Source organism: Enterobacter cloacae complex sp. HYC003_NIDB (assembly GCF_056673375.1).
The window spans coordinates 2,563,273-2,586,339 of sequence record NZ_CP114220.1 but is presented as its reverse complement, the minus strand read 5'-3'; the positions used below and the strand labels follow the sequence as shown (position 1 = coordinate 2,586,339).

The following is a 23,067-nucleotide window of genomic DNA, read 5'->3' as shown; positions in this document are numbered from 1 at the left end:
TTGGTATGGAAAATCCCTCCGCCCCTGTGGTTGAAACGCGCCAGGGCGCACTGATTGGTTTTACTGAAGGCGATACCCACGTGTGGTGCGGCATTCCCTATGCAGCACCGCCCGTAGGCCAGTGGCGCTGGCGCTCCCCGCGTCCCCCCGCGCGCTGGGATGGCGTGCGTCCGGCGACGGCGTTCTCCGCCTCCAGCTGGCAGAGCAGCGAAAGCTGTCAGGAGCTGGGCGGCGGCGATCCCGGCCAGTTCTCTGAAGACTGCCTCTACCTTAACGTCTGGTCGCCAGTTGCACGCGCCGCGCCGCTTCCCGTGATGGTCTGGCTGCACGGCGGGGGCTTTACTCTCGGCGCTGGCGGGCTGCCTCCGTATAACGGCAGGGCGCTGGCGAAGCGCGGCGCGGTGGTGGTGACGATCAATTACCGTCTCGGACACCTCGGCTTTTTTGCCCATCCGGCGCTGGAGGGGGAAGAAGAGCGCGTGGTGCATAACTTTGCGCTGCTCGATCAGATCCAGGCCCTGGAATGGGTGCGCGATAACATCGCCGCGTTCGGCGGCGATCCTGAGAACATCACCGTATTTGGCGAGTCGGCCGGCGCGCGCAGCGTGCTGTCGCTGATGGCCTCTCCGCTTGCGCGAGGACTGTTCCATAAAGCCATTGTGCAAAGCGGGTACACGCTGCCCGACACCCCACGCGGGCAGGCCATGCATAAAGGCGAAGCGATTGCCGCCCATTTCGGCCTGCAAAATGCCACCGCTGAACAGCTTCGCGCGATCCCGCCTGAGGCGTTCTGGCCGCTGACCTCGCCGCTGAATATCGCCCCTGCGCCCATCGTGGGGGATTGCGTTTTGCCTGAGGCCATGCTCGACGTTTTCTTCGCGGCCCGCCAGCATCCTGTACCGGTGATGATTGGGTCAAACAGCGACGAAGCCAGCGTGATGTCGGTGTTCGGGGTCGATCTGGCCGGGCAGATCCAGAAGCTTCGCCGCGAGCGGCGCTTTGGCCTGGGGCTGATTAAGCTGCTTTATCCTGGCGTGAAGGGCGATGAGGAACTTGGCAGGCAGGTATGCCGCGATATGGCCTTCACCACTATGGGATACGTGGTGATGCAGGCGCAGCAGCGGGCGGGCGGCCTGTGCTGGCGATACTGGTTTGATTATGTGGCCGAAGCGGAGCACGCGACGTACATCAACGGCGCCTGGCACGGCAACGAAGTGCCCTACGTGTTCGATACCCTTGGACAGGTGGAACCCTCGCGGCAGTATGTAAATGAACGCGATCTGGCCTTCGCCGCTCAGGTGGCGGACTACTGGGTGAGCTTCGCCCGGGATGCGGGGGCACGCGATAGTCTGGCAGGGCCCACGCGCTGGCCCGCCTGCCGGAAAGGGCGGGACGTGCTGTTACGTATCGGTGTGAATAAACATGCAGGTTTTCGGCTTGAAAACCGCTTTATGCGTGCCCGTATGAGCCTCTTCAAACGGGTGATGAAACACCACGTCAGCCTCGACTGAGCAAACAGGCGCGAAACGCATCCAGCCCGTTTTCCGGGCCGGGTGCGTCGCGTAATACCAGCCGGTAGCTCGCCCCCGTCTTTATGCTTGTGTCAAAAGGCCGCATCAGCCGTCCGGCGCGCACGTCCTCCTCCACCAGCGTTTCATCCGCGATGGCGATGCCCAGCCCCTGAATGGCGGCGGTAATGGCCAGATCCATGGTTTCGAAGTGTTGATTTTTGAGCATAGCTGGCGGCGGACCCGGCTGTTTCGCCAGCCACAGCGTCCAGTCCGTTTTGTCCCGCGTGGGGTGAAGGAAGGTGAGAGTTTCCAGCGCAGAACCGGCCCGTACCGGGCTCATCACCGGGGTTAAGGCCTCTTCGAACAGCAGATCGCCGGCGCTCATGTGTGTCCCAAACACAATCGCCGCGTCACAGGATTCGGTTTTGAAATTGACGTTATGATCGGTGGTGGTGGTCAGCGCAATCTGGAGTTCCGGCTGTTCGCGCTCCACCTGTAGCAGCCGCGGCACCAGCCAGCGCATCGCGCAGGTAGGCGCTTTCAGACGAATAACGGTCTGGTGCGTTCGTGCCTGTTCAGCAACGTTCAGCAGGTGCTCAAACGCAGATTGCAGCTCCGGCAGCAGGGCGCTTCCCTGAGAGGAGAGACGCAGGCCGCGCGCATGGCGCTCGAACAGCGGGAAGCCGAACCAGCTTTCCAGCGAAGCGATTTTGCGGCTTACCGCCCCCTGCGTCAGACAAAGCTCCCTGGCGGCATGGGTTAGATTCAGGTGACGCGCGGTCACGATAAATGTCTCTACGGCATTGAGCGGAAATGATCGACGCGACATATCTCACCTTAGCTATGCGTTTTTGTCATGGCTATTATGACAACAATTCGATTGTCCCGGCAATGAAGTTGTTGTTTGAATAGTTATGCATTCACCACGAGAAGGGACAGAGGATGACTTTGAAAACGCCGGTGCAGACACGATCCAAATTGCCCGATGTGGGAACCACCATTTTTACCGTTATCGGCCAGCTTTCAGCCCGGCATAACGCCATCAACCTTTCTCAGGGTGCGCCGAATTTTTCCTGCGACCCAAAACTTATCACCGGCGTGACCCGCGCCATGGAGGCAGGGCATAACCAGTACGCCTCCATGACCGGGCTGCAACCGCTCAGGGAGCGCATTGCGGACAAAATTGCCTCGCTCTATGGCACACGCTATGACCCGGCGAGTGAGGTGCTGGTGACCGCCAGCGCCAGCGAAGGGCTTTACTCAGCCATCAGCGGGCTGGTTCATCCTGGGGATGAGGTGATCTATTTCGAGCCCTCCTTTGACAGCTATGCGCCGATTGTGCGTCTGCAAGGGGCGACGCCGATCGCCATTAAGCTGACGGTACCGGATTTTGCCGTGAACTGGGATGAAGTACGGGCGGCTATTACCCCGCGCACGCGGATGATCATCGTCAATACGCCGCACAACCCGAGCGGGCAGGTGTTTTCAGCCGCCGATCTGCACCAGCTGGCAGCGCTGACGCGCCACACCGACATCATCATTTTGTCTGACGAAGTGTACGAGCACGTCGTTTTTGATGGCGAACCGCACCACGGAATGGCGACGCACCCGCAGCTGGCGGAGCGCAGCGTGATTATTTCTTCTTTCGGAAAAACCTATCACGTCACCGGCTGGCGCGTGGGTTATTGTGTGGCGCCCGCGGAGCTGATGGATGAGATATGTAAAGTCCATCAATTTTTAATGTTCTCGGCCGATACGCCGATGCAGTACGCGTTTGCCGAACACATGACCGATCCGCAAACCTGGCTGTCGCTGGCGGCGTTTTATCAGCGCAAGCGCGATCTGCTGCAAAGTTTGCTCGCCGACTCACCGTTCAGGCTGCTACCAAGTGCCGGTTCGTTCTTCCTGCTGGCGGATTACAGCGGCTTTAGCGACGAGCGCGACAGCGAGATGGTGAAAAGGCTGATTGTCGAGTACGGGGTTGCCACCATTCCGCTGTCGGCGTTTTATGCCGATGGCACGGACAATAAGTTAATCCGTCTCTCTTTTGCGAAAGATGAGGCGACGTTACGGGCAGGTGCCCAGGCCCTTTGTCGGGTTACACCACGTTAAGGAATTTGAAATGAAATTACGCGCGTTAGTTGTCGGCATGGGACTGTTGTGTTCATTCTCGTCGTTTGCCGCTACCGAGTTGCGATACGGGCTGGAAGCGGAATATCCGCCGTTTGAAAGCCGCAATGCGTCAGGGGAGCTGGAAGGGTTTGACGTAGAGCTGGGAAATGCCATCTGTAAAGCCGCCGCGCTGAAGTGCAGCTGGGTTGAAACCTCGTTTGATGCGTTGATCCCCGGTCTGGTGGCGAAAAAGTTCGACGCCATAAACTCGGCGATGAACATCACCGAACAGCGTCGCAAAAGCATTGATTTCACCCAGCCCATCTATCGCATTCCCTCCCAGCTGGTGGGCAAAGCCGGTTCTGCGGTAGAGGCTACCCCCGAAGGGCTGAAGGGCAAAACCATCGGCGTTCTTCAGGGTTCAATTCAGGAAACTTACGCCAAAGAGCACTGGGAAAAGCACGGTGTCACCGTGGTGTCTTATAAAGATCAGAATATGGCCTGGGGAGATCTGCTGAATGGCCGCATCGATGCCTCGCTGGTCATGTCAGCGGCCGGGCAGGCAGGTTTCCTCAGTAAGCCGCAGGGTAAAGGGTTTGGCTTTATCGGCAAACCGGTGTCGGACGACACCATCCTCGGCAGTGGGATCGGCTTTGGGCTGCGTAAGGGGGATGAGGCCACCAAAAAGCAGCTTGATGCCGCAATTGATAAAGTACGTGCCGATGGCACGATCGCTAAACTGGCTGATAAGTACTTCCCGGGTATCGATGTCAGCGTAAAATAACCGCCTCGTTGGTCCCGGCTGTTGATGTCCAGCCGGGACTCTTTTATACATAACTTTACCCCTTTTTCAGGCCGTTCTGGTCGACAGAAAATATTTCTCGGTTTGTTCAGATAATCACCCGCCAACAATTGGATTCTTAACCGTTTTTGTTTAGGCTGTGCGTTCTTTCTTGCCGTCATTTCGCTGCGCGCGAAACTCATTCACACGACCATAAGGACGTTTTCTCAGGCATGAATCGCAGACGTTTTCTCAAAGGTTCCCTGGCAATGGCTGCCCTGAGCGGCACTTCTGGCCTTGCTTCTCTGTTTTCCCAGGCGGCGTATGCTGCTGACTCCGACATTGCCGACGGTCAGAGCCGTCGCTTTGACTTCTCTGTTCTGCAATCCATGGCGCACGATCTGGCGAAAACCGCGTGGGGCGGTGCGCCGCGTCCGCTGCCGGAAACGCTGGCCACCATGACGCCGCAGGCGTACAACGCCATCCGTTACGATGAGAAGCAGTCGTTGTGGAATAACATTGAAGGCCGTCAGCTGGACGCCCAGTTCTTCCATATGGGGATGGGGTTCCGCCGCCGCGTGCGCATGTTCTCGCTGGATCAAACCACCTCTCAGGCGCGTGAGATCCACTTCCGGCCTGAGCTGTTCAGCTACGGCGATACGGGCGTGGATACCCGCCAGCTTGAAGGGCAGAGCGACCTCGGCTTCGCCGGATTCCGCGTCTTTAAAGCGCCGGAGCTGGCGCGACGCGATATCGTTTCGTTCCTGGGCGCGAGCTACTTCCGCGCGGTGGATGATACCTACCAGTACGGCCTCTCTGCGCGTGGTCTGGCGGTGGATACCTTTACCGACACCCCGGAAGAGTTCCCGGATTTCACCTCCTTCTGGTTTGAAACCGTGAAGCCGGGTGATACCACCTTTACCGTCTATGCGCTGCTGGACAGCCCGAGCATTACCGGTGCCTATAAGTTTGTGATCCACTGTGAGAAGAGCCAGGTGATCATGGACGTCGAAAACCATCTCTATGCGCGCAAAGACATCAAGCAGCTCGGCATCTCGCCAATGACCAGCATGTTTAGCTGCGGCAACAACGAACGCCGCATGTGCGACACCATTCATCCGCAGATCCACGATTCAGACCGCCTGGCGATGTGGCGCGGTAACGGGGAGTGGATCTGCCGGCCGCTGAACAACCCGCAAAAGCTGCAATTTAACGCCTACCTGGATAAAAACCCGAAGGGTTTTGGTTTGTTGCAGCTTGACCGTGACTTCTCTCATTACCAGGACGTCATGGGCTGGTATAACAAGCGACCAAGCCTGTGGGTCGAGCCGCGCAACAACTGGGGGAAAGGTTCCATTGCCCTGATGGAGATCCCGACAACCGGCGAGACGCTCGATAACGTGGTCTGCTTCTGGCAGCCAGAGAAACCGGTGCAGGCGGGTGATGAGCTGGACTTCAAATACCGTCTCTACTGGAGCGCGCAGCCGCCGGTGCGTTCCCCGCTGGCAAACGTCTACGCCACCCGTACCGGTATGGGAGGCTTCCCGGAGGGCTGGGCGCCGGGTGAAAATTACCCGAAAGTGTGGGCCCGTCGCTTTGCCATTGATTTCGTCGGGGGCGATCTGAAGGCCGCCGCACCGAAGGGCATTGAGCCGGTGATCACCCTGTCCAGCGGTGAAGCGAAGCAGGTGGAGATACTCTATGTCGAACCGTTCGACGGGTATCGCATTCTGTTTGACTGGTATCCAACCTCTGACTCCACCGAGCCGGTGGATATGCGCCTGTTCCTGCGCTGTCAGGGCGATGCCATCAGCGAGACCTGGCTGTATCAGTATTTCCCGCCCGCGCCGGACAAACGTAACTACGTTGACGACCGGATCATGCGCTAGTCCTTATGGGTCTGTGCCGGGTGGCGACCCGGCCTGCTCTTGACGCATTTGTAGGCCGGGTAAGCGTTAGCGCCACCCGGCAATTAAGAGGCACCATGTCTTCAGAAATCATCCCCGTTAACCAGGAAATCGAGCTTCGCGCCGTCGAAGAGCGCTATACCACCGATCTGCATAACCTCGTAATCAAAAACAAAACCTGGCTGCAAACCGCCTTTGACTGGGCGCAGCATGTCGGCAGCGAAGAGGACACGCGCCGCAACGTGCAGAGCAACCAGATGTTGCACCAGCGCGGTTACGCCAAAATGTTCCTGATTTTTATGAATGACGAATTGGTGGGCGTGCTCTCCTTCAACGCGATCGAGCCTGCGAATAAGGCCGGGTATATCGGCTACTGGCTTGACGAGGCGCATCAGGGGCAGGGTATTCTTTCTCAGGCGCTCCAGGCGTTTATGCGCTATTACGTTGAGCGCGGCGAGATCCGCCGTTTTGTGATCAAGTGTCGCGTGGATAACCAGAGCAGTAACCGGGTGGCGCAGCGCAACGGTTTCACGCTGGAAGGTTGTTTGCGGGAAGCGGAAATGCTCAACGGTCGCTACGATGACGTGAACCTGTACGCCAGAATTTTCCCGCTATAGCGCCCCCAGCAGCGGCGTCCGGGTGATCCGCGTGTCGCCGTTGATCACTTTGGCTCCCCGGACGTGAATGCTTTCACCCTCCAGCGCCTCGATAACCGCATCGTCCGTTATTTCCACCTGATGCTCAATCAGGACATCGCCGCTGATACGCGCCCGCCCCTGAATGACCACTTTGTCATCAATCAGGATCGGCCCGCCGCGTAACCACGCCTCGCCGCCTATTAATACGTGGTGTTTAATGACGCAGTTGCCTTCGACGAGGGCGTTTTCCGCGACCTGTGAACTGTACCGCACGGTCGGGATGGCATCATCCTCCAGACCGGCCAGCAGACGGGCGTTGCCGTACACTTTGGCGCAGTCGCACACCCAGACGTTATTCAGCGCGTTGCCCTCAATAATGGCGCGATCGAACACCTCGGCGCGGTGCTCAACAAAGGCCCAGGTCACCATGGCATCGCCGTAGATTTGCGCCTGATGCACAATACGCGACTGGCTGACCGTGGCTCTGTCATAGATTTGCAGGATCTGCTCACGGTCGGGTGTCAGCCCTTTGGCTGCAATCACCAGGCTGTTATGCAGCACCCGCGCGTCACCCGCGATACGGCATTCCCCGCGTACGGTGGAGTGCTGAATGGTGACGTTGTCACTTATTGCCGCCCCATGACTCACCTCTGCCGCGTCAAGCCAGCCGTTGCCGCCAACGTGTGCGCGGTGGCTTACGATGCAGGGTTGGGTGAGGCGGGCGTTACCGGATATTCTGGCCCCGGCAAATACCACGCTGTTTTCATCGTAAACCCAGCAATCCCCGTCCTGGGCGAGCGCGTGTTCATCCTCAACCCAACCGCCTTTAGTCCCGCTGGTCACATCGTTAAAATCCTTCACGGCAATAATTTGTCTGAGAGGCGTTGTGCACGGCGTTGATCCGTCCTGCCAGCGCCAGAGACGCGTTTCATTGCTAAGCCGATATTTTGTCATCGTGTTATCCCTGAAAAGCCTTTCAATAAACGTAGCAAAGTTTTGGTTTTTCGAAGTGCTGGCGTCCGCTCAGTAAACCCCTTAAAATGGCATTTAAAATACATTTTAAACTTTAAAAAAAATGCATAACCAAAACCAACGCGTTCTTAACTTGCCCGCCGGGTATTTCGGTATGGTCCTCGGGACCATAGGCATGGGGTTCGCCTGGCGTTACGCCGGCACCATCTGGCCGGTGACGCGCTGGCCGGGCGAGATCCTGGTGGCGCTGGCGGTGGCGATCTGGTTCCTTCTAGGCGTGGCGTTTCTTACCCGTGCGGTACGGTTTCCACATAGCGTGCTGGCCGAGATGCGGCATCCGGTAATGAGCAGTTTTGTCAGCCTGTTTCCTGCCACAACGCTGCTGGTGGCCATCGGCTTTGTGCCGTGGTATCGCCCGCTGGCGCTGGGGTTGTTTAGCGTGGGCGTGGTGATCCAGCTTGCGTATGCCGCCTGGCAAAGCGCCGGGCTGTGGCGCGGCAAGCATCCGGAAGAGGCCACGACGCCGGGACTGTATCTGCCGACGGTAGCGAACAATTTTATCAGCGCGATGGCCTGCGGTGCGCTAGGCTTCCACGACGCGGGGCTGGTGTTCCTTGGTGCCGGGGTCTTTTCCTGGCTGAGCCTGGAGCCGGTCATTTTGCAACGCCTGCGCAGCGCGGGCGAACTGCCCGCTGCCCTTCGTACCTCGCTCGGGATCCAGCTTGCGCCTGCCCTGGTGGCCTGTAGCGCCTGGTTTAGCGTCAACGGCGGCGAAGCGGACACCTTCGCCAAAATGCTTTTCGGCTATGGCCTGTTGCAACTCCTGTTTATGCTGCGTCTGATGCCGTGGTATCTGTCGCAGCCGTTTAACGCGTCGTTCTGGAGCTTCTCGTTCGGGGTGTCGGCGCTGGCGACCACCGGTTTACATCTGGGGCAGAGCAGTCCGTCAGGGTTCTTTCATGCCCTCGCGGTTCCCCTGTTTATTTTCACCAACGTCATCATCGCGATGCTGCTGGTCCGTACTTTTATCTTGCTGATGCAGGGCAAACTTCTGGTGCGCGCTGATAAGGCACTGCTTATGCAATCTGAGGAAAAATAATGACTGTCGATGAAAACTACTTTACTGAGAAATATGGGCTGACCCGCACGCACTCAGAGGTGCTGCTCAGCGCGGACATTGTTAAGCCCGGTAAAACGCTCGATCTGGGTTGCGGAAATGGCCGCAACAGCCTCTACCTCGCGGCTAACGGCTATGACGTGACGGCGTGGGATAAAAACCCGATGAGCATCGATAACATCGAGCGCATTAAGGCGGCGGAAGGGATCGCGAATCTGGAAACGGCGATTAAGGATCTGAACAACCTGACCTTTGACGGCGAATACGACTTTATTCTTTCCACCGTCGTGTTGATGTTCCTCGAAGCGAATACCATCCCTGGTCTTATCGCCAATATGCAGCGTTGCACCAGACCAGGCGGCTATAACCTGATCGTTGCTGCCATGGATACGGAGGATTATCCGTGCACAGTCGGCTTCCCGTTTGCCTTCAAAACCGGTGAACTGAGCAACTACTACGAAGGCTGGGAGCTGATCAAGTACAACGAAGAGGTAGGGGAACTCCACCGTACCGATGCCAACGGGAACCGTATCAAGCTGCGCTTCGCTACCATGCTCGCACGCAAGCCCGCTTAACGCGCCGCCAGCAGACAGAGTTGCAGGGCAGTGCGACAGGAGGCCTCGAACGACGACAGCGGTAAAAACTCAAACTTCGAGTGGAAGTTATGGGCGCCGGTGAAGAAGTTCGGGGTGAGCAGGCCTTTGGCTGACAGGGCCGCTCCATCCGTGCCACCGCGCATGGGGATCGGTTTTGGGGTGATGCCGAGCGACTCCATCGCCTCGAACATCAGGTCGATCGCGCGGCGGTCTTCGCCAATCGCATTGCTGATATTGCTGTAGGTATCCTCAATGCGGTATTCCACGTTTGCCGTGGGATGCTGCGCGGCTATTTGCGCCGCCACATCGGCAATGTGCTGCTTGCGGGCGGCGAAACCATCTTTGTCAAAATCACGAATATTGGCTTTCAGTATCGCTTCGTTCTGCCCGGCCTGGATGCCGTTAAACCAGATATAACCTTCGCGCCCCTCGGTGCATTCCGGGGTTTGCCGGCGATCGAAATGGCTGATGAAATCCGTTGCCATCAGCAGCGGATTGACCAGCACCCCTTTGGCGGACATCGGGTGAGCCGTGACGCCGGTAAAGCGAATTTCAGCCGCCGCCGCGTTAAAGTTCTCGTAAACAATCTCCCCCAGCTCGCAGCAGTCGATGGTCCAGGCAAAATCGACGTCGAAGCGCTTCAAATCCAGCGCTTTCGCGCCACACAGGCCAATCTCTTCATCGGGCACAAACGCCACCACAATATCGCCATGCTTATGTTCAGCGGTGAGGTTTTCCAGCACCGTCATGACCACGGTGACGGCCGCTTTATTATCTGCGCCTAATACGCTGGTTCCGTCGCTGAAAATAATCTCCTCATCAGGATAAGCCAGAATTTCCGGGTGCTCATTTACGCGCAGCCAAATATCTTTCTCTTTATTCAGGCAGAGATCATCCCCCGTAAACGTTAATATTTGTGGATGAATATCCGGGGATAAACCGACGTCGACGGTGTCGATATGGGTAATAAAACCAATCCGCGGCGCGCCGGGAACATTGCCTTTTTTCACGGCGGTAACGGTGGCGAACTCATCTATCACAATATCGTCTAACCCCAGCGTTTCCAGCTCCTTCGCCAGCTCCCGCGCCATGTCGTGCTGGCCCGGGGTGGAGGGCAGGGTTTTGACTTTCGGGTCGCTCTGGCTGGTGATGGCGAGATAGCGGAAAAAGCGTTGGGTTAATTGTCTGGAGAGTTCTGAGCCCATAGTGTTTCCTTCTGTATTTATTTTTCATGTGTTTGCGCCATCACTTTAATGTTATTTATGAAATGGCAAAAGAAGTAATTAGCCGTCGAATTAAAAAGACAGGAATAAATGATGAAAAGCACATTCACAATGATAACGCTGGCGCTTGCTGCGCTGACGGTCAGTTCCACCGTCGCGGCAAAAACGCTGGTGTATTGCTCCGAAGGATCGCCGGAAAATTTCAATCCTCAGCTCTATACGTCGGGGACCAGCGTGGACGCCAGCGCCGTACCGGTTTATAACCGTCTGGTCGATTTCAAACCGGGCACTACCGAACTGGTGCCGAGCCTGGCGGAAAGCTGGGAGGTAAGCGAGGATGGCAAGATCTACACCTTCCACCTGCGCAAAGGGGTGAAATTCCACAGTAATAAGCTGTTCACGCCGACGCGCGACTTCAACGCGGACGACGTGATTTTTTCGTTTATGCGCCAGAAGGATGTGAATCATCCCTACCATAACGTCTCCAACGGCAGTTATTCCAACTTCGAAAGTCTGGAGTTCGGCAGCCTGATTACCGCCATTGATAAAGTTGACGATCGCACCGTGCGCTTCACCCTGGCGCATCCGGAAGCGCCGTTTGTCGCTGATCTGGCGTGGTACTTTGCCTCCATTCTGTCGGCGGAGTATGCCGATGCCATGCTGAAAGCGGGCACGCCAGAAAAGGTCGATATGCAGCCGATTGGCACCGGGCCGTTTAAGCTGGCGCAATATCAGAAGGATTCCCGCATCCTCTTCACCGCTTTCCCTGACTACTGGCAGGGAAAATCGAAGCTGGATCGTCTGGTGTTCACCATCACGCCGGACGCCTCGGTGCGTTTTGCCAAAGTCGAGAAGAATGAGTGCCAGGTGATGCCGTTCCCGAACCCGGCGGACCTGCCGCGTATGAAGGCTAACAAAGACATCAACCTGATGAGCAAGGCCGGTCTGAATACCGGTTTCCTGGCGTTTAACACGCAAAAGCCGCCGCTGGATAACGTAAAAGTGCGCCAGGCGCTGGCGATGGCGATTAACAAACCCGCCATCATTGAGGCGGTGTTCCACGGCACCGGAACGGCGGCGAAAAACCTGCTGCCGCCTGGCGTCTGGAGTGCCGACAGCGAGCTGAAAGACTACGATTACGATCCAGAAAAAGCGAAAGCGCTGCTAAAGGAGGCGGGATTTGCCAACGGCGTAAGCATCGATCTATGGGCCATGCCCGTGCAGCGGCCGTATAACCCGAACGCGAAGCGTATGGCGGAGATGATCCAGGCGGACTGGGCGAAAGTGGGCGTGCAGACCAAAATCGTGACCTACGAATGGGGCGAATACCTGAAGCGCGTGAAGGGCGGGGAGCATCAGGCCGCACTGATGGGCTGGACAACGGCGACGGGCGATCCGGATAACTTCTTCGGCCCGCTGTTTACCTGTACGTCCGCCAACGGCGGGTCGAACTCGGCCAAATGGTGCTATAAGCCGTTTGATAACCTGATTGCCGAAGCTAAATCGATAACCGATCGCGAAAAACGCGTGGCGCTGTACAAGCAGGCGCAGCAGATGATGCACGATCAAATGCCGGCGGTAATGATTGCCCACTCGACGATTTTTGAGCCAGTCCGTAAAGAGGTCACGGGCTATGAAATCGATCCTTTCGGCAAGCACCTGTTCTGGCAAGTGGACCTGAAGGAGTAATTTTTCACTGCCCGGTTTCGGTCGGGCAGTTTTTTCGCTATTTGTGCTGTCTTCGTCATTTTTTGCCACAACACATCGCCCGGTTTTTTGTTATAACTTCAAGTGCATACTTGCAGATAACATGGAATACCATCATGCGTACTCACACTTTTTTTAAAGTTGCAGTGCTTTCTGGTCTGTTGGCCCTTTCCGGCTGTGCGTCAAAAGTCGCAGCCCCCGATCAATATTCAGGCTTTTTAAAAGATTACTCCGGCTTGCAGGAGATGAAATCTGCAACCGGGAAGCCAACCCTGCGTTGGGTTGACCCGTCCTATAATGAGGCGAATTACGACAGCATTATCTGGACGCCGATAACCTATTATCCGACGCCAAAACCGACCACTCAGCTTGGGCAAAAAACGCTTGATGAGCTGTTGAATTATACCAATACCAAACTGAAAACCGCGATTGGCCAGCGTAAGCCGATTGTGACGACGCCGGGCAAACATAGCCTGATCTTCCGCGGCGCCATCACGGGTGTGAGCTCAGACAAAGAAGGTTTGCAGTTCTATGAAGTGGTGCCTGTGGCGCTGCTGGTTGCGGGTACGCAGATGGCAACGGGCCATCGTACCATGGATACGCATCTGTTCTTCGAAGGTGAGTTAATCGATGCGGCCACGAACAAACCAGTGATTAAGGTTGTTCGTAAGGGTGAAGGGAAAGAGCTGGCGAACGAGAATACGCCAATGGGCTTCGGCACCCTGAAGCAGGTTGTGGATGATATGGCGACGGATGCCACCATGTTTGATGTCCATCAGACAACAAAATAATAAAAAATGGCCTGCATTTTCGCAGGCCGTTTTTTTATGCCGTCCGCAGGCGGCGGAACCAGGTTTCCGGCTTCGTAAACATCACCATATTTCCCCCCAGAATCAACAGCAGGCCGACGATCCCATTGAGATGCCACACGTAACCCTCGTACACCGTTGAAATCGACAGCGCCACCAGCGGGAACAGCAGGGTGCTGTACGCGGCTTTACCGGGACCAATGCGGCCTACCAGCGTAAAGTAGGCGCCGAAGGCAATCACCGAGCCAAACAGCGCAAGATAGAGCAGCGCCCCCATATAGCTCACCGTCCATTCCGGCATAAAGCTATCGCCCCTGAAGAGCGCGATAAGGCCCATCACGACGGTGCCATACAGCATCGCCCAGGCGTTGGTTGTCATGGTTTCCAGCCCGTTTCGCTGATGACGCATGCTGATCATATTCCCCAGCGAGAAGCCGTAGGTGCCGAGGGCGGAAAGCCCGATGCCCGTAAGCAACGACGCGCTCCAGCCGCTGGCGAGCAGATCGTTCCAGAAAAGGGTAATGATCCCGATAAGCCCCAGCTCTGCCGCCGTCCAGAAGCGTGCGGGTGGGCGCTGGCCGAAGAAGATAAAGCTGTTGATGGCGTTATACAGCACGGCCATCGAGAAAATCACCGACTCAAGGCCGGTATTGATATGGGCGGCGGCGGTGTAAAAGCACCAGAAGTTGAAACAGAAAACGCAGCAGCCCTGAAGGATGCAGTAGAGATGATCCCGCAGCGCCAGCCTGCGCAGGCGGCGAAGGGCGACCAGGACCATCATCATCGTGGCGCTGGCCACGGCGAAGCGCCAGAAAATGGAGACCGGCGCTGCAACCGGCCCCTGTTGTAAAAAAATGGCGATCCAGGTCGTGCCCCAGATCACAACGACCAGCCCATAGAGTAATGCGTTCATGGTGTCTCTCTTCTCATACCGCGAAAAACGACAGTGTGGCGAAAGAAGGGTGGTCCGGCTTTCATCGCCTTGCGCCGGACTTGCAAATTCTTGCGCTTTTTTCTCGCACAATGGCTGGTAACAGGCTGCAACACTTCTTAGACTGACAGTCTGATTAATCACCTGTTTACGGCCATGTCTCTCGTTTACGACACCTTTGAAACGTTACGCCAACAAAATGCAGTGCTGCGGGAAACCGTCGCGCTCAATACTGGCATTCAACTGGCGGCGTGGTACAACAAGCACGACACGATCACGGTGAAAAGCAACCATCACACCCTTAGCCTGTACGTGGCGGATGGCTATGAAAGCTATCAAAAAACGCCGGGTGGCTGGAAAAATGGCGGCGGGCCGGACCGTTTTTGTCTGATGCCGGAAGAGAGCGAATCCACGTGGGATATTCGTGACGACCTGTCGTTTGTGCACCTCTACTGCACCGATGAACACCTGCGGGACGTGGGGGAGAAAATCTGGGATAAACGACCGCTATCGCTGACGCTGGAGGAAAAAATCTTCGGCAGCGATCCGAAAATCACCGCCCTTTATCGCCAGTTTTTGCTCGGCTGCGACTGGCAGCAAAACGCCAATCAGCTCACCCTGAGCACCGCGTCGACCTTATTGCTGACGCATTTGGTCCAGCACTACTCCAGCGTACAGTGGAAGCTGCCGGTAGTGACCGGCGGGTTATCACCGTTTGTGCTGCGCAACGTGCTGGCCTTTATCGAGGAAAACCTGGCGCAACCCTTAACCCTGGCGGAACTGGCGGGCCAGGCCGCACTCAGCGAGTATCACTTTGCGCGGATGTTCCGCCAGTCGATGGGGCTGGCGCCGCATCAGTACGTTATGCAGCGCCGCATGGAGAAGGCCAAAGCGCTGGTGCAGCACACGACCACGCCGCTCACCGACATCGCGCTGGCCTGTGGATTTAACTCCGCCAGCCATTTCAGTAACCGTTTTCGCAGCATGACCGGCATCACGCCGTCACAGCTACGCGCGGCGAAGGCGTGAGAAGACGGTGTAACAGATCCCTCCCAGCACCAGCCCCCAGAAGGCGGAGCCAATTCCCAGGAGCGTGACGCCGCTGGCGGTCATCAGGAAGGTAACGATCGCCGCGTCGCGTTCTGCTTCATGGTTCAGTGCCTGATACAAACTCCCGCTGATAGTGCCGAGCAGGGCCAGCCCGGCCAGCGTCTGGATGCCGCTCAGCGGCAGGGCGGCCATCAGGCCGGAAATCGACCCGCCGAACACCCCCGCCAGCAGATAAAACCCGCCTGCCGCCGCCGCGGCCAGCCAGCGTTTACTGGCATCCGGATGGGCGTCCGGGCTCTGGCAGATGGCGGCAGTGATGGCGGCGATGCATATAGAATAAACGCCGAAGGGGGACAACAGCAGTGCCAGCCCGCCGGTGGCAACGATCAGCGGTGAGACCGCCAGCGGATAGCCCGATGCCTGCATGGTGGCGAAGCCGGGCGCATTCTGCGACGCCATGGTCACCAGGAAGAAGGGTAAGCCGATGCTGAGCAGGCTGGTGATGGTGAACGCAGGGGCAATGAATTCCGGCATGATGACTGATAACGTCATCCTGTCCGTGACAACGTCACCTACGGCCCATGCCACGAGGATTCCCACCAGCAGCGTGGCGACAATGGCGTAACGGGGCGCTACGGCTTTGGCCACCAGCCAGGCGGCCAGCATACTGCCGCAAAGAAAAATGTGTCCCTCAAGATTGCTGAATGCCTTCAGGCCAAACTGTAACAGCACGCCCGCCAGCATAGCGGCGGCAAGCGAGTGCGGGATCAGTTTCATCAACCGGGCAAACAGGCCGGTGACGCCGCACAGCAGAATCAGCGCATTCGCAAATATAAATACCCCGATGGTTTCCGCCAGCGTCACGCCTTGCAGGCTGGTGGCGAGCAGCGCCGCGCCGGGAGTCGACCAGGCGGTCAGCACAGGGGCTTTATACCACCACGACAATGCCAGCGTGCTAATCCCCATCCCGAGCCCCAGCGCGGTCATCCATCCTGCGATTTGCTGTGTACTGGCGCCAGCCGCCGCAGCCGCCTGCCAGATAATGGCGGCAGAGCTGGCATAGCCCACCAGCACGGCAACAAAACCGGCCAGCACGGCAGGAAAGAGAGAGGCAGTCGATCGCATGGATACTCCGTTGTGCGTTATAACGTCCGGGATAAGGTATCACTGTGCGCTATAGCGTACAAGTGGTATGCTTTGCCGCAACGGGAGGAACTATGGATATCACTCAACACCTGGCAACCACACTGAAAGCGCTGCGTCAGGCGCGGGGCTGGAGCCTGTCGAAACTGGCGGAAGAGACGGGCGTGTCGAAAGCGATGCTTGGGCAAATCGAACGCAATGAGTCCAGCCCGACGGTCTCTACTTTGTGGAAAATCGCCACCGGGCTGAACGTACCTTTTTCGGCGTTTATCACTCCAGAGAGCGAACCGCAGGCGGTGTTCGATCCGCAGCAGCAGGCGATGGTGGTGAAACCGCTTTTCCCCTGGGATGAACAGCTTAAGTTCGACCATTTCTCCATCACCCTGTCGCCCGGCGCGCTGAGTGAGTCCACGCCGCACGAAGCCGGGGTGATCGAGCATGTGGTGGTGATAAGCGGTGAGCTGGACATGCAGATTGACGGTGTCTGGCGCACGCTATACGCTGATTCCGGCGTGCGTTTTGCCGGCGATAAACCGCACGCGTACCGCAACAGCAGCGCCCGGACGGTGCATTTTCACTCTCTGATCCATTATCCCCGCTAAAGCGTCGCAAAACGGTTTCACTGGCACAGACTTCTGACTACAATAGCCGCCATTTTGACCATAACGGATAACGACGAAGTATGCGCCTGCACTCCCATCATCTTGAACTGCTAAGCCCGGCCCGCGACGCCGCCATTGCCCGTGAAGCCATTCTTCACGGAGCAGATGCCGTCTACATTGGCGGCCCTGGCTTCGGTGCCCGTCATAACGCCAGCAACAGCCTGCGCGACATTGCCGAGCTGGTCCCGTTCGCCCACCGTTTCGGGGCGAAGGTGTTCGTGACCCTGAACACCATTCTTCATGATGATGAGCTTGAGCCCGCGCAGCGTCTTATTACCGATCTCTACCAGACCGGCGTTGACGCCCTGATCGTTCAGGATATGGGCGTTCTGGAACTGGATATCCCGCCGATTGAGCTGCATGCCAGCACCCAGTGCGATATCCGCACCGTTGAGAAGGCGAAGTTTCTTTCGGACGTCGGGTTTACGCAGATTGTTCTGGCGCGCGAGCTGAACCTGAACCAGATCCGCGATATCCACCAGGCGACCGACGCGACCATTGAATTCTTTATCCACGGTGCGCTGTGTGTGGCGTATTCCGGGCAGTGTAATATCTCTCACGCCCAGACGGGGCGCAGCGCTAACCGGGGCGACTGCTCTCAGGCCTGCCGTCTGCCTTATACCCTGAAAGACGATCAGGGCCGCGTGGTGGCATTCGAAAAACACCTGCTGTCGATGAAAGATAACGATCAGACGGCCAACCTCGGCGCGCTGATCGATGCCGGTGTACGCTCCTTCAAAATTGAAGGGCGCTATAAGGACATGAGCTACGTGAAAAATATCACCGCCCATTATCGTCAGATGCTGGATGCCATCATCGACGATCGCGGTGACCTGGCGCGCGCGTCCGCCGGTCGTACAGAGCATTTCTTTATTCCGTCGACGGACAAGACCTTCCACCGCGGCAGCACGGACTATTTCGTGAATGCCCGTAAAGGGGATATTGGCGCGTTCGATTCACCGAAGTTTATCGGTTTACCGGTGGGTGAAGTGCTGAAAGTGGCGAAAGATCATCTTGACGTTCAGGTTACAGAGCCGCTGGCGAACGGCGATGGTCTCAACGTGATGATCAAACGTGAAGTAGTGGGTTTCCGCGCCAATACGGTGGAGAAAACCGGCGAAAATCGCTATCGCGTCTGGCCGAACGAAATGCCTGCCGATCTCTATAAAGCCCGTCCTAATGCGGCGCTTAACCGTAACCTGGATCACAACTGGCAGCAGGCCTTGCTCAAGACCTCCAGCGAGCGCCGCATTGCGGTGGATATCGCGCTGGGGGGCTGGGAAGAGCAGCTGATCCTGACCATGACCTGCGAAGACGGTATCAGCGTGACGCATACGCTCGATGGCCTGTTCGAGGTGGCGAACAATGCGGAGAAAGCGCTTAGCAACCTCAAGGATGGCGTGGCGAAGCTGGGGCAGACCATTTATTACGCGCGCAATATTGAGGTGAATCTGCCGGACGCGCTGTTCGTGCCGAACAGCCTGCTGAACCAGTTCCGCCGTGAAACGGCAGAGATGCTGGATGAAGCACGGCTGGCAAACTATCCGCGCGGCAGCCGTAAGGCCGAAACGGTGCCTGCGCCGGTCTACCCGGACACGCATCTCTCGTTCCTCGCGAACGTTTACAACCACAAAGCGCGTGCGTTTTACCATCGTCACGGCGTGCAGCTGATTGACGCCGCGTATGAAGCGCATGAAGAGAAGGGCGATGTGCCGGTGATGATCACCAAACACTGCCTGCGGTTTGCCTTTAACCTTTGTCCGAAACAGGCGAAAGGCAATATTAAAAGCTGGAAAGCGACGCCGATGCAGCTGGTGAATGGCGATGAAGTGCTGACGCTGAAGTTTGACTGCCGTCCGTGTGAAATGCACGTTATCGGCAAGATGAAGAATCACATCTTCAAAATGCCGCCGCCGGGAAGCATTGTGGCCTCCGTCAGCCCTGACGATTTGATGAAGACCCTGCCGAAGCGTAAAGGCAGCTAACCCGCAGAGTGGGTATCCGGTTTGCGCGATTTCTGCCAGGCATGGTGCTCGCGCAACCCCTCCGCAGACTCCTCAGCCGCGCTGCGTAACTCGTCGCTGTCAGCTTCATGACGAAGCTGATGGTCGGCGTTTTTCACATACACAAATTCATGCCCTTTGTGCTCCGCCATAATCTGCCCTGAGAACAGGGCGCTAATCACCAGCAGTAGCGAAAATTCTTTTCTGAACATCCTTTATCCCCTGAAAATACGCTACGGTCATCGTAGGGATAATTTCATAGAGTAATTATTCGACTGTTTAAATTTGAGAAAATAGACTGTCAAAAATTGTGGTCGCAATAAAACTCACTTAAGACTATTCTTAAAAGCAATATCGCCGTTGTAAACTCCCATTTCTGGTATGCAAAGAGAAGCTAGATTTATTGGGAAATCATTTACAATAAGATTTTTCTGGCTAAGGATTGGATCGAATAAATGAAAAAAATAATCGTGCTATCACTTCTGGGCGTAGTGGTTGCGGTGGGTGCTGCGGCCAGCATCTATTCAAATGAAGAACCAGAATATATTCAGTCAGCAAAAAGCCGTGTCGGATCGTATTTAACCAGCGATTACGGACGTGTCGAATGTAATAGCACCCAGGTAAGTGAAGATCGCTGGGAGCTGGGCTGTACCAATAAGGCGAGGGGCAAAACCTTCCAGTTCGCCGTTTACCCATCCGAGCAGGCGCCGTATGGGGTCTCTCGTGCGTTTTATCTCGAAGCGATTAATGATGATGCCCGCCAGAGTGCAGAGCAGGGGCTGATGCGTTATCTGCAAATTAATACCAAAGCGGGTTAATCGATTCGTTTATGCTTCGTTGAGGCTCACAGTGGTAGATTGCAGATGATCCACATCCCGGTATGGAATACCGGAGCGTAGATACCAAAATACAAATCTATCCATGCAAGCATTTACCGCCAGATTATGGCGGTTTTTTTTTGCCCGTTTATCGTACCGGCTGTGAAAATTGTTTGCGATATTGCGCGGGCGAAAGCGCAAATTGCTGCCGGAAATGGTGGCGCAGCGTGCCGCTTTGTCCAAAACCGGTTTGTTCCGCAATATTGTCGATGCTGAGCCGACTGTTTTCGAGGTAATCTTTTGCCCGCTGCAATCGTGCAGTTAATAACCAGCGCGCGGGCGTTGTTCCGGTCGCGTCCTGGAAACGGCGCAGAAAGGTGCGCTGACTCATACCCACCCGCAGGGCCAGCGATTCGACGGTATGGGAAACGGCCAGATGCTGGTGAAGATAATCAAACAGCTGGCCCAGGCGCTGGCTCTCCCGCAACTGAGCCACCGGTCGGCTAAGCTGCTGGGTTTGCGAGCCGTCCCGATGGGGCGGGATCACCAGCCGACGCGCCACGCGGTTTGCCGCTTCAATACCGTAATTCCGGCGCACCACGTGCAGGCACAGATCAATCCCCGCGGCGCTGCCTGCGGAAGTGAGAATATCGCCTTCGTCCTGGTACAGCACATCCTCAACCACGGTGATAGCGGGATAGCGTGCTTTCAGAGCTTGCGTGTAGCGCCAGTGGGTGGTTGCCTTCCGCCCGTCAAGCAGGCCTGAGGCTGCCAGAACGAAAACGCCAGAACAGATTGAGAGTAGCTGGCAGCCGCGGGCATGCGCCGCACGGAGCGCCTGGCAGAGCGCGTCGGGTACGGGTTCGTCCAGCCCTCGCCAGCCGGGTACGACAACCAGATCCGCCGTCTCCAGCAGACGCAGATCGCCATCGGCCAGAATACGGATCCCGCCCGTTGCCCGGAGCTCACCCTCATCCACGCTCGCCACGGCGAACTGATACCAGTCCTCGCCCATCTCCGGGCGCGGCAAGCCAAAGATCTCTACCGCCACGCCAAACTCAAAGGTACATAAACCGTCATATGCCAGCACGACCGCGCGCGGCGAGGGATGTCTTAAATTTGTCATCTTTTTGCTGTTTTCTGGCATAGGCGGACGCATTCATGGGCTGAATTAAGGGATAAAGTAGTGTTAACACAAACACCACAAATGAGAAAGATTCATGAGCTATGTTACTGAATTTCCGGCTGCTGAGCCGCAGGAAGCCGTGGGGCATTTCCTGCGTCGTCTGAGCGTCGAGACGGACTGCGCCGATGTCCATCACGCGGTATCCAGCGGTGACCAGGACTTTGTTCTGCTGCACGTTGTCGGAAAACCTGAACATTTTGCCCGGCGGCATCTGCCCGGCGCGCTGCATTTACCCCTGGAGCCAGATCACCGCCGAGCGGATGAAAGCGTGGCCAGAGGGCACGCTGTTTGTCGTCTATTGTGCAGGCCCGCACTGCAACGGGGCGGACAGGGCGGCGCTGAAGCTGGCGCGTCTGGGTCTGCCGGTCAAGATTATGCTCGGGGGCATCACCGGCTGGGAAGATGAGCGGTTCGCGTTTGCAGGATCTTCATCACCCGCCCTGTGAACATGAATTTATTTCAACACAGATGAAATTTTCTCGTTTGTCGGCGGCGAGCCGGTATGACATCTTTTCAGGACGTTTAGACATCCAGAAGTCTAAAGATTCAAGAGATGAATTATCACTGTGGGCAATTAACGCCGACAGACAGAGGAGATTTCCATGCAGCGACACCACGCCCCGTACCGCGCCGATGTAGTCGGCAGTTTTTTACGCCCGGATTCTGTTAAACAGGCCCGTCTGCAATTTGCCAGCGGTGAGATCGATGCCGGTCAGCTTCGCGCGGTTGAGGACGAGGCCATTCGCCATGTTGTCGAGCAGCAGTGCGCCTGCGGTCTGCATGTGGTAACGGACGGTGAATTCCGCCGCGCCTGGTGGCACTTTGACTTCTTTGACGGGCTACAGGGTGTAGAGCGTTATGATTCGCAGCAGGGCATTCAGTTCAACGGGGTGCAGACCAAAGCCCATGGCGTGCGCGTAACGTGCAAACTGGGCTTCGGCGATCATCCTATGCTGGAAGATTTCCGCTACCTCAAAAGCATCAGCGGTAACGCACAGCCGAAGATGACCATTCCGAGCCCGAGCGTGCTGCACTTCCGCGGTGGCCGCAAGGATATTGATGCCACGGTATACCCGGATCTGAAAGATTACTTTGACGATCTGGCGACCACCTGGCGCGATGCCATTCGGGCCTTTTACGATGCAGGCTGCCGCTATCTGCAACTGGATGACACCGTCTGGGCCTACCTTTGTTCAGAAGACCAGCGCCGGCAGATCCGCGAGCGCGGTGATGATGCAGACGAACTTGCCCGAACCTATGCCCGGGTGCTGAATAAGGCGCTGGAGGGCAAACCGGACGATCTGACCATCGGGCTACACGTCTGCCGCGGCAACTTCCGCTCAACCTGGATTTCCGAAGGCGGCTATGAGCCGGTGGCGGAGGTGCTGTTCGGTACGGTGAACGTCGACGCGTTCTTCCTGGAGTACGACAACGACCGTAGCGGCGACTTTGCGCCACTGCGTTTTGTGCGCCCGGGTAAACAGCAGGTGGTTCTGGGGCTAATCACCACCAAGCACGGTGAACTGGAGAACCCGGAAGGGGTGAAAGCGCGTCTGGAAGAGGCCGCGCGCTACGTGGCGAAAGAGCAGATTTGCCTCAGCCCACAGTGCGGATTTGCCTCCACGGAAGAGGGTAACAGCCTGAGCGAAGCCCAGCAGTGGGATAAAGTTCGCCTGGTGACGCAAATCGCCAGCGACGTCTGGTAACATCGTTCACAGCGCTGCATTATTACAGTGCAGCGCTGTACCATTCTGAGTCGTTTCCCGTAGATCCTCTCTTCGAACCCGTTTAAATCCTGCCTCTGCAACCTGGCACCCTTTTTGCTCTCCTGAAACTGACGTTACTTTTTCTGCGTCCGGGCGGTAACGGACGTCTTCGCACAGCTTTCTTTTTCAGGAGTG

General features: G+C 56.8%; 21 protein-coding genes and 1 pseudogene. 15 read left to right on the top strand and 7 right to left on the bottom strand.

Going from position 1 to position 23,067, the window contains the following annotated elements; translation table 11 throughout:
• Positions 1-5: 5 nt before the first annotated feature.
• Positions 6-1,511, top strand: coding sequence for a carboxylesterase/lipase family protein (locus O1722_RS12330; protein WP_033487934.1), 1,506 nt, complete (start codon positions 6-8; stop codon positions 1,509-1,511).
• Here the strand turns inward: O1722_RS12330 and O1722_RS12325 are convergent.
• On the bottom strand, positions 1,498-2,340 hold the full coding sequence (locus O1722_RS12325; protein ID WP_015570561.1) for a LysR family transcriptional regulator: 843 nt from the start codon (positions 2,338-2,340) through the stop codon (positions 1,498-1,500). The genes O1722_RS12330 and O1722_RS12325 overlap by 14 nt on opposite strands.
• A gap of 113 nt (positions 2,341-2,453) precedes the next feature.
• Here O1722_RS12325 and O1722_RS12320 point away from each other — a divergent pair, with 113 nt between their 5' ends.
• From O1722_RS12320 to rimL, 4 genes are all read left to right on the top strand, one after another.
• The gene (locus tag O1722_RS12320; protein ID WP_033487935.1) at positions 2,454-3,623 is read left to right on the top strand and encodes a pyridoxal phosphate-dependent aminotransferase; all 1,170 of its coding nucleotides are present in this window, start codon (positions 2,454-2,456) and stop codon (positions 3,621-3,623) included.
• A gap of 10 nt (positions 3,624-3,633) precedes the next feature.
• Positions 3,634-4,407, top strand: a complete 774-nt coding sequence (locus O1722_RS12315) for an ABC transporter substrate-binding protein (protein ID WP_003857237.1) — start codon at positions 3,634-3,636, stop codon at positions 4,405-4,407.
• A 230-nt stretch (positions 4,408-4,637) separates the two neighbouring features.
• Complete coding sequence (locus O1722_RS12310; protein ID WP_017384001.1) at positions 4,638-6,293, top strand: glucan biosynthesis protein D; 1,656 nt, start codon at positions 4,638-4,640, stop codon at positions 6,291-6,293.
• A gap of 95 nt (positions 6,294-6,388) precedes the next feature.
• Positions 6,389-6,928, top strand: coding sequence for a 50S ribosomal protein L7/L12-serine acetyltransferase (gene rimL, locus O1722_RS12305; protein ID WP_032653529.1), 540 nt, complete (start codon positions 6,389-6,391; stop codon positions 6,926-6,928).
• Here the strand turns inward: rimL and ydcK are convergent.
• Positions 6,923-7,903 (bottom strand): YdcK family protein, encoded by a 981-nt coding sequence (ydcK, locus tag O1722_RS12300; protein WP_015570557.1) that lies wholly within the window; start codon positions 7,901-7,903, stop codon positions 6,923-6,925. The two genes, rimL and ydcK, sit on opposite strands and share 6 nt — an antisense overlap.
• A 121-nt stretch (positions 7,904-8,024) precedes the next feature.
• On the opposite strand from ydcK, the gene tehA reads away from it, so the two are divergent.
• Together tehA and tehB are read left to right on the top strand one after the other, a co-directional pair.
• Complete coding sequence (tehA, locus tag O1722_RS12295; RefSeq protein ID WP_033487936.1) at positions 8,025-9,020, top strand: dicarboxylate transporter/tellurite-resistance protein TehA; 996 nt, start codon at positions 8,025-8,027, stop codon at positions 9,018-9,020.
• Complete coding sequence (gene tehB, locus O1722_RS12290) at positions 9,020-9,613, top strand: tellurite resistance methyltransferase TehB (RefSeq protein ID WP_015570555.1); 594 nt, start codon at positions 9,020-9,022, stop codon at positions 9,611-9,613. Before tehA ends, tehB begins: the two co-directional genes overlap by 1 nt.
• Here tehB and pepT read toward each other — a convergent pair.
• The gene (gene pepT, locus O1722_RS12285) at positions 9,610-10,839 is read right to left on the bottom strand and encodes a peptidase T (RefSeq protein ID WP_015570554.1); all 1,230 of its coding nucleotides are present in this window, start codon (positions 10,837-10,839) and stop codon (positions 9,610-9,612) included. The two genes, tehB and pepT, sit on opposite strands and share 4 nt — an antisense overlap.
• A gap of 111 nt (positions 10,840-10,950) precedes the next feature.
• Here pepT and O1722_RS12280 point away from each other — a divergent pair, with 111 nt between their 5' ends.
• Together O1722_RS12280 and O1722_RS12275 are read left to right on the top strand one after the other, a co-directional pair.
• A complete protein-coding gene (locus O1722_RS12280; RefSeq protein ID WP_017693443.1) occupies positions 10,951-12,546 on the top strand; it encodes an ABC transporter substrate-binding protein in 1,596 nt (531 codons plus the stop codon).
• A gap of 134 nt (positions 12,547-12,680) precedes the next feature.
• Complete coding sequence (locus O1722_RS12275) at positions 12,681-13,355, top strand: DUF3313 domain-containing protein (RefSeq protein ID WP_015570552.1); 675 nt, start codon at positions 12,681-12,683, stop codon at positions 13,353-13,355.
• A gap of 34 nt (positions 13,356-13,389) precedes the next feature.
• On the opposite strand, the gene O1722_RS12270 is transcribed toward O1722_RS12275, so the two are convergent.
• On the bottom strand, positions 13,390-14,286 hold the full coding sequence (locus tag O1722_RS12270; protein ID WP_479954297.1) for a DMT family transporter: 897 nt from the start codon (positions 14,284-14,286) through the stop codon (positions 13,390-13,392).
• 174 nt (positions 14,287-14,460) lie between these two features.
• Here O1722_RS12270 and O1722_RS12265 point away from each other — a divergent pair, with 174 nt between their 5' ends.
• Complete coding sequence (locus O1722_RS12265; protein WP_006810606.1) at positions 14,461-15,333, top strand: helix-turn-helix domain-containing protein; 873 nt, start codon at positions 14,461-14,463, stop codon at positions 15,331-15,333.
• Here the strand turns inward: O1722_RS12265 and O1722_RS12260 are convergent.
• Positions 15,313-16,479 (bottom strand): benzoate/H(+) symporter BenE family transporter, encoded by a 1,167-nt coding sequence (locus O1722_RS12260; protein ID WP_100151279.1) that lies wholly within the window; start codon positions 16,477-16,479, stop codon positions 15,313-15,315. The genes O1722_RS12265 and O1722_RS12260 overlap by 21 nt on opposite strands.
• Before the next feature lie 92 nt (positions 16,480-16,571).
• Between O1722_RS12260 and O1722_RS12255 the strand changes: the two genes are divergently transcribed.
• Together O1722_RS12255 and O1722_RS12250 are read left to right on the top strand one after the other, a co-directional pair.
• Positions 16,572-17,099, top strand: coding sequence for a helix-turn-helix domain-containing protein (locus tag O1722_RS12255; RefSeq protein WP_015570550.1), 528 nt, complete (start codon positions 16,572-16,574; stop codon positions 17,097-17,099).
• Between the two features lie 80 nt (positions 17,100-17,179).
• Positions 17,180-19,144 carry a peptidase U32 family protein gene (locus O1722_RS12250; RefSeq protein ID WP_015570549.1) on the top strand — a complete coding sequence of 655 codons (1,965 nt, stop codon included), beginning with the start codon at positions 17,180-17,182 and terminating at the stop codon, positions 19,142-19,144.
• On the opposite strand, the gene O1722_RS12245 is transcribed toward O1722_RS12250, so the two are convergent.
• Positions 19,141-19,374 (bottom strand): DUF2554 family protein, encoded by a 234-nt coding sequence (locus O1722_RS12245; protein ID WP_015570548.1) that lies wholly within the window; start codon positions 19,372-19,374, stop codon positions 19,141-19,143. The two genes, O1722_RS12250 and O1722_RS12245, sit on opposite strands and share 4 nt — an antisense overlap.
• Before the next feature lie 243 nt (positions 19,375-19,617).
• Between O1722_RS12245 and O1722_RS12240 the strand changes: the two genes are divergently transcribed.
• Positions 19,618-19,980 carry a hypothetical protein gene (locus tag O1722_RS12240; protein ID WP_015570547.1) on the top strand — a complete coding sequence of 121 codons (363 nt, stop codon included), beginning with the start codon at positions 19,618-19,620 and terminating at the stop codon, positions 19,978-19,980.
• 148 nt (positions 19,981-20,128) lie between these two features.
• On the opposite strand, the gene ftrA is transcribed toward O1722_RS12240, so the two are convergent.
• On the bottom strand, positions 20,129-21,127 hold the full coding sequence (ftrA, locus tag O1722_RS12235; protein ID WP_033487939.1) for a transcriptional regulator FtrA: 999 nt from the start codon (positions 21,125-21,127) through the stop codon (positions 20,129-20,131).
• Positions 21,128-21,200: 73 nt separating this feature from the next.
• Here ftrA and O1722_RS12230 point away from each other — a divergent pair.
• Positions 21,201-21,612, top strand: a pseudogene (locus tag O1722_RS12230) (rhodanese-like domain-containing protein).
• 156 nt (positions 21,613-21,768) lie between these two features.
• Complete coding sequence (locus O1722_RS12225; protein WP_033487940.1) at positions 21,769-22,872, top strand: cobalamin-independent methionine synthase II family protein; 1,104 nt, start codon at positions 21,769-21,771, stop codon at positions 22,870-22,872.
• Positions 22,873-23,067: the final 195 nt, after the last annotated feature.

What these genes read in the sequence shown, in the direction of transcription:
- O1722_RS12275 (WP_015570552.1), top strand. Translation starts at nt 12,681, where the DNA reads ATGCGTACTCACACTTTTTTTAAAGTTGCAGTGCTTTCTGGTCTGTTG.
- tehA (WP_033487936.1), top strand. Translation starts at nt 8,025, where the DNA reads ATGCATAACCAAAACCAACGCGTTCTTAACTTGCCCGCCGGGTATTTC.
- O1722_RS12325 (WP_015570561.1), bottom strand. Translation starts at nt 2,340, where the DNA reads ATGTCGCGTCGATCATTTCCGCTCAATGCCGTAGAGACATTTATCGTG.
- O1722_RS12260 (WP_100151279.1), bottom strand. Translation starts at nt 16,479, where the DNA reads ATGCGATCGACTGCCTCTCTCTTTCCTGCCGTGCTGGCCGGTTTTGTT.
- pepT (WP_015570554.1), bottom strand. Translation starts at nt 10,839, where the DNA reads ATGGGCTCAGAACTCTCCAGACAATTAACCCAACGCTTTTTCCGCTAT.
- O1722_RS12280 (WP_017693443.1), top strand. Translation starts at nt 10,951, where the DNA reads ATGAAAAGCACATTCACAATGATAACGCTGGCGCTTGCTGCGCTGACG.
- O1722_RS12330 (WP_033487934.1), top strand. Translation starts at nt 6, where the DNA reads ATGGAAAATCCCTCCGCCCCTGTGGTTGAAACGCGCCAGGGCGCACTG.
- O1722_RS12265 (WP_006810606.1), top strand. Translation starts at nt 14,461, where the DNA reads ATGTCTCTCGTTTACGACACCTTTGAAACGTTACGCCAACAAAATGCA.
- tehB (WP_015570555.1), top strand. Translation starts at nt 9,020, where the DNA reads ATGACTGTCGATGAAAACTACTTTACTGAGAAATATGGGCTGACCCGC.
- O1722_RS12250 (WP_015570549.1), top strand. Translation starts at nt 17,180, where the DNA reads ATGCGCCTGCACTCCCATCATCTTGAACTGCTAAGCCCGGCCCGCGAC.
- O1722_RS12310 (WP_017384001.1), top strand. Translation starts at nt 4,638, where the DNA reads ATGAATCGCAGACGTTTTCTCAAAGGTTCCCTGGCAATGGCTGCCCTG.
- O1722_RS12320 (WP_033487935.1), top strand. Translation starts at nt 2,454, where the DNA reads ATGACTTTGAAAACGCCGGTGCAGACACGATCCAAATTGCCCGATGTG.
- O1722_RS12255 (WP_015570550.1), top strand. Translation starts at nt 16,572, where the DNA reads ATGGATATCACTCAACACCTGGCAACCACACTGAAAGCGCTGCGTCAG.
- O1722_RS12225 (WP_033487940.1), top strand. Translation starts at nt 21,769, where the DNA reads ATGCAGCGACACCACGCCCCGTACCGCGCCGATGTAGTCGGCAGTTTT.
- O1722_RS12240 (WP_015570547.1), top strand. Translation starts at nt 19,618, where the DNA reads ATGAAAAAAATAATCGTGCTATCACTTCTGGGCGTAGTGGTTGCGGTG.
- ydcK (WP_015570557.1), bottom strand. Translation starts at nt 7,903, where the DNA reads ATGACAAAATATCGGCTTAGCAATGAAACGCGTCTCTGGCGCTGGCAG.
- O1722_RS12270 (WP_479954297.1), bottom strand. Translation starts at nt 14,286, where the DNA reads ATGAACGCATTACTCTATGGGCTGGTCGTTGTGATCTGGGGCACGACC.
- O1722_RS12245 (WP_015570548.1), bottom strand. Translation starts at nt 19,374, where the DNA reads ATGTTCAGAAAAGAATTTTCGCTACTGCTGGTGATTAGCGCCCTGTTC.
- ftrA (WP_033487939.1), bottom strand. Translation starts at nt 21,127, where the DNA reads ATGCCAGAAAACAGCAAAAAGATGACAAATTTAAGACATCCCTCGCCG.
- rimL (WP_032653529.1), top strand. Translation starts at nt 6,389, where the DNA reads ATGTCTTCAGAAATCATCCCCGTTAACCAGGAAATCGAGCTTCGCGCC.
- O1722_RS12315 (WP_003857237.1), top strand. Translation starts at nt 3,634, where the DNA reads ATGAAATTACGCGCGTTAGTTGTCGGCATGGGACTGTTGTGTTCATTC.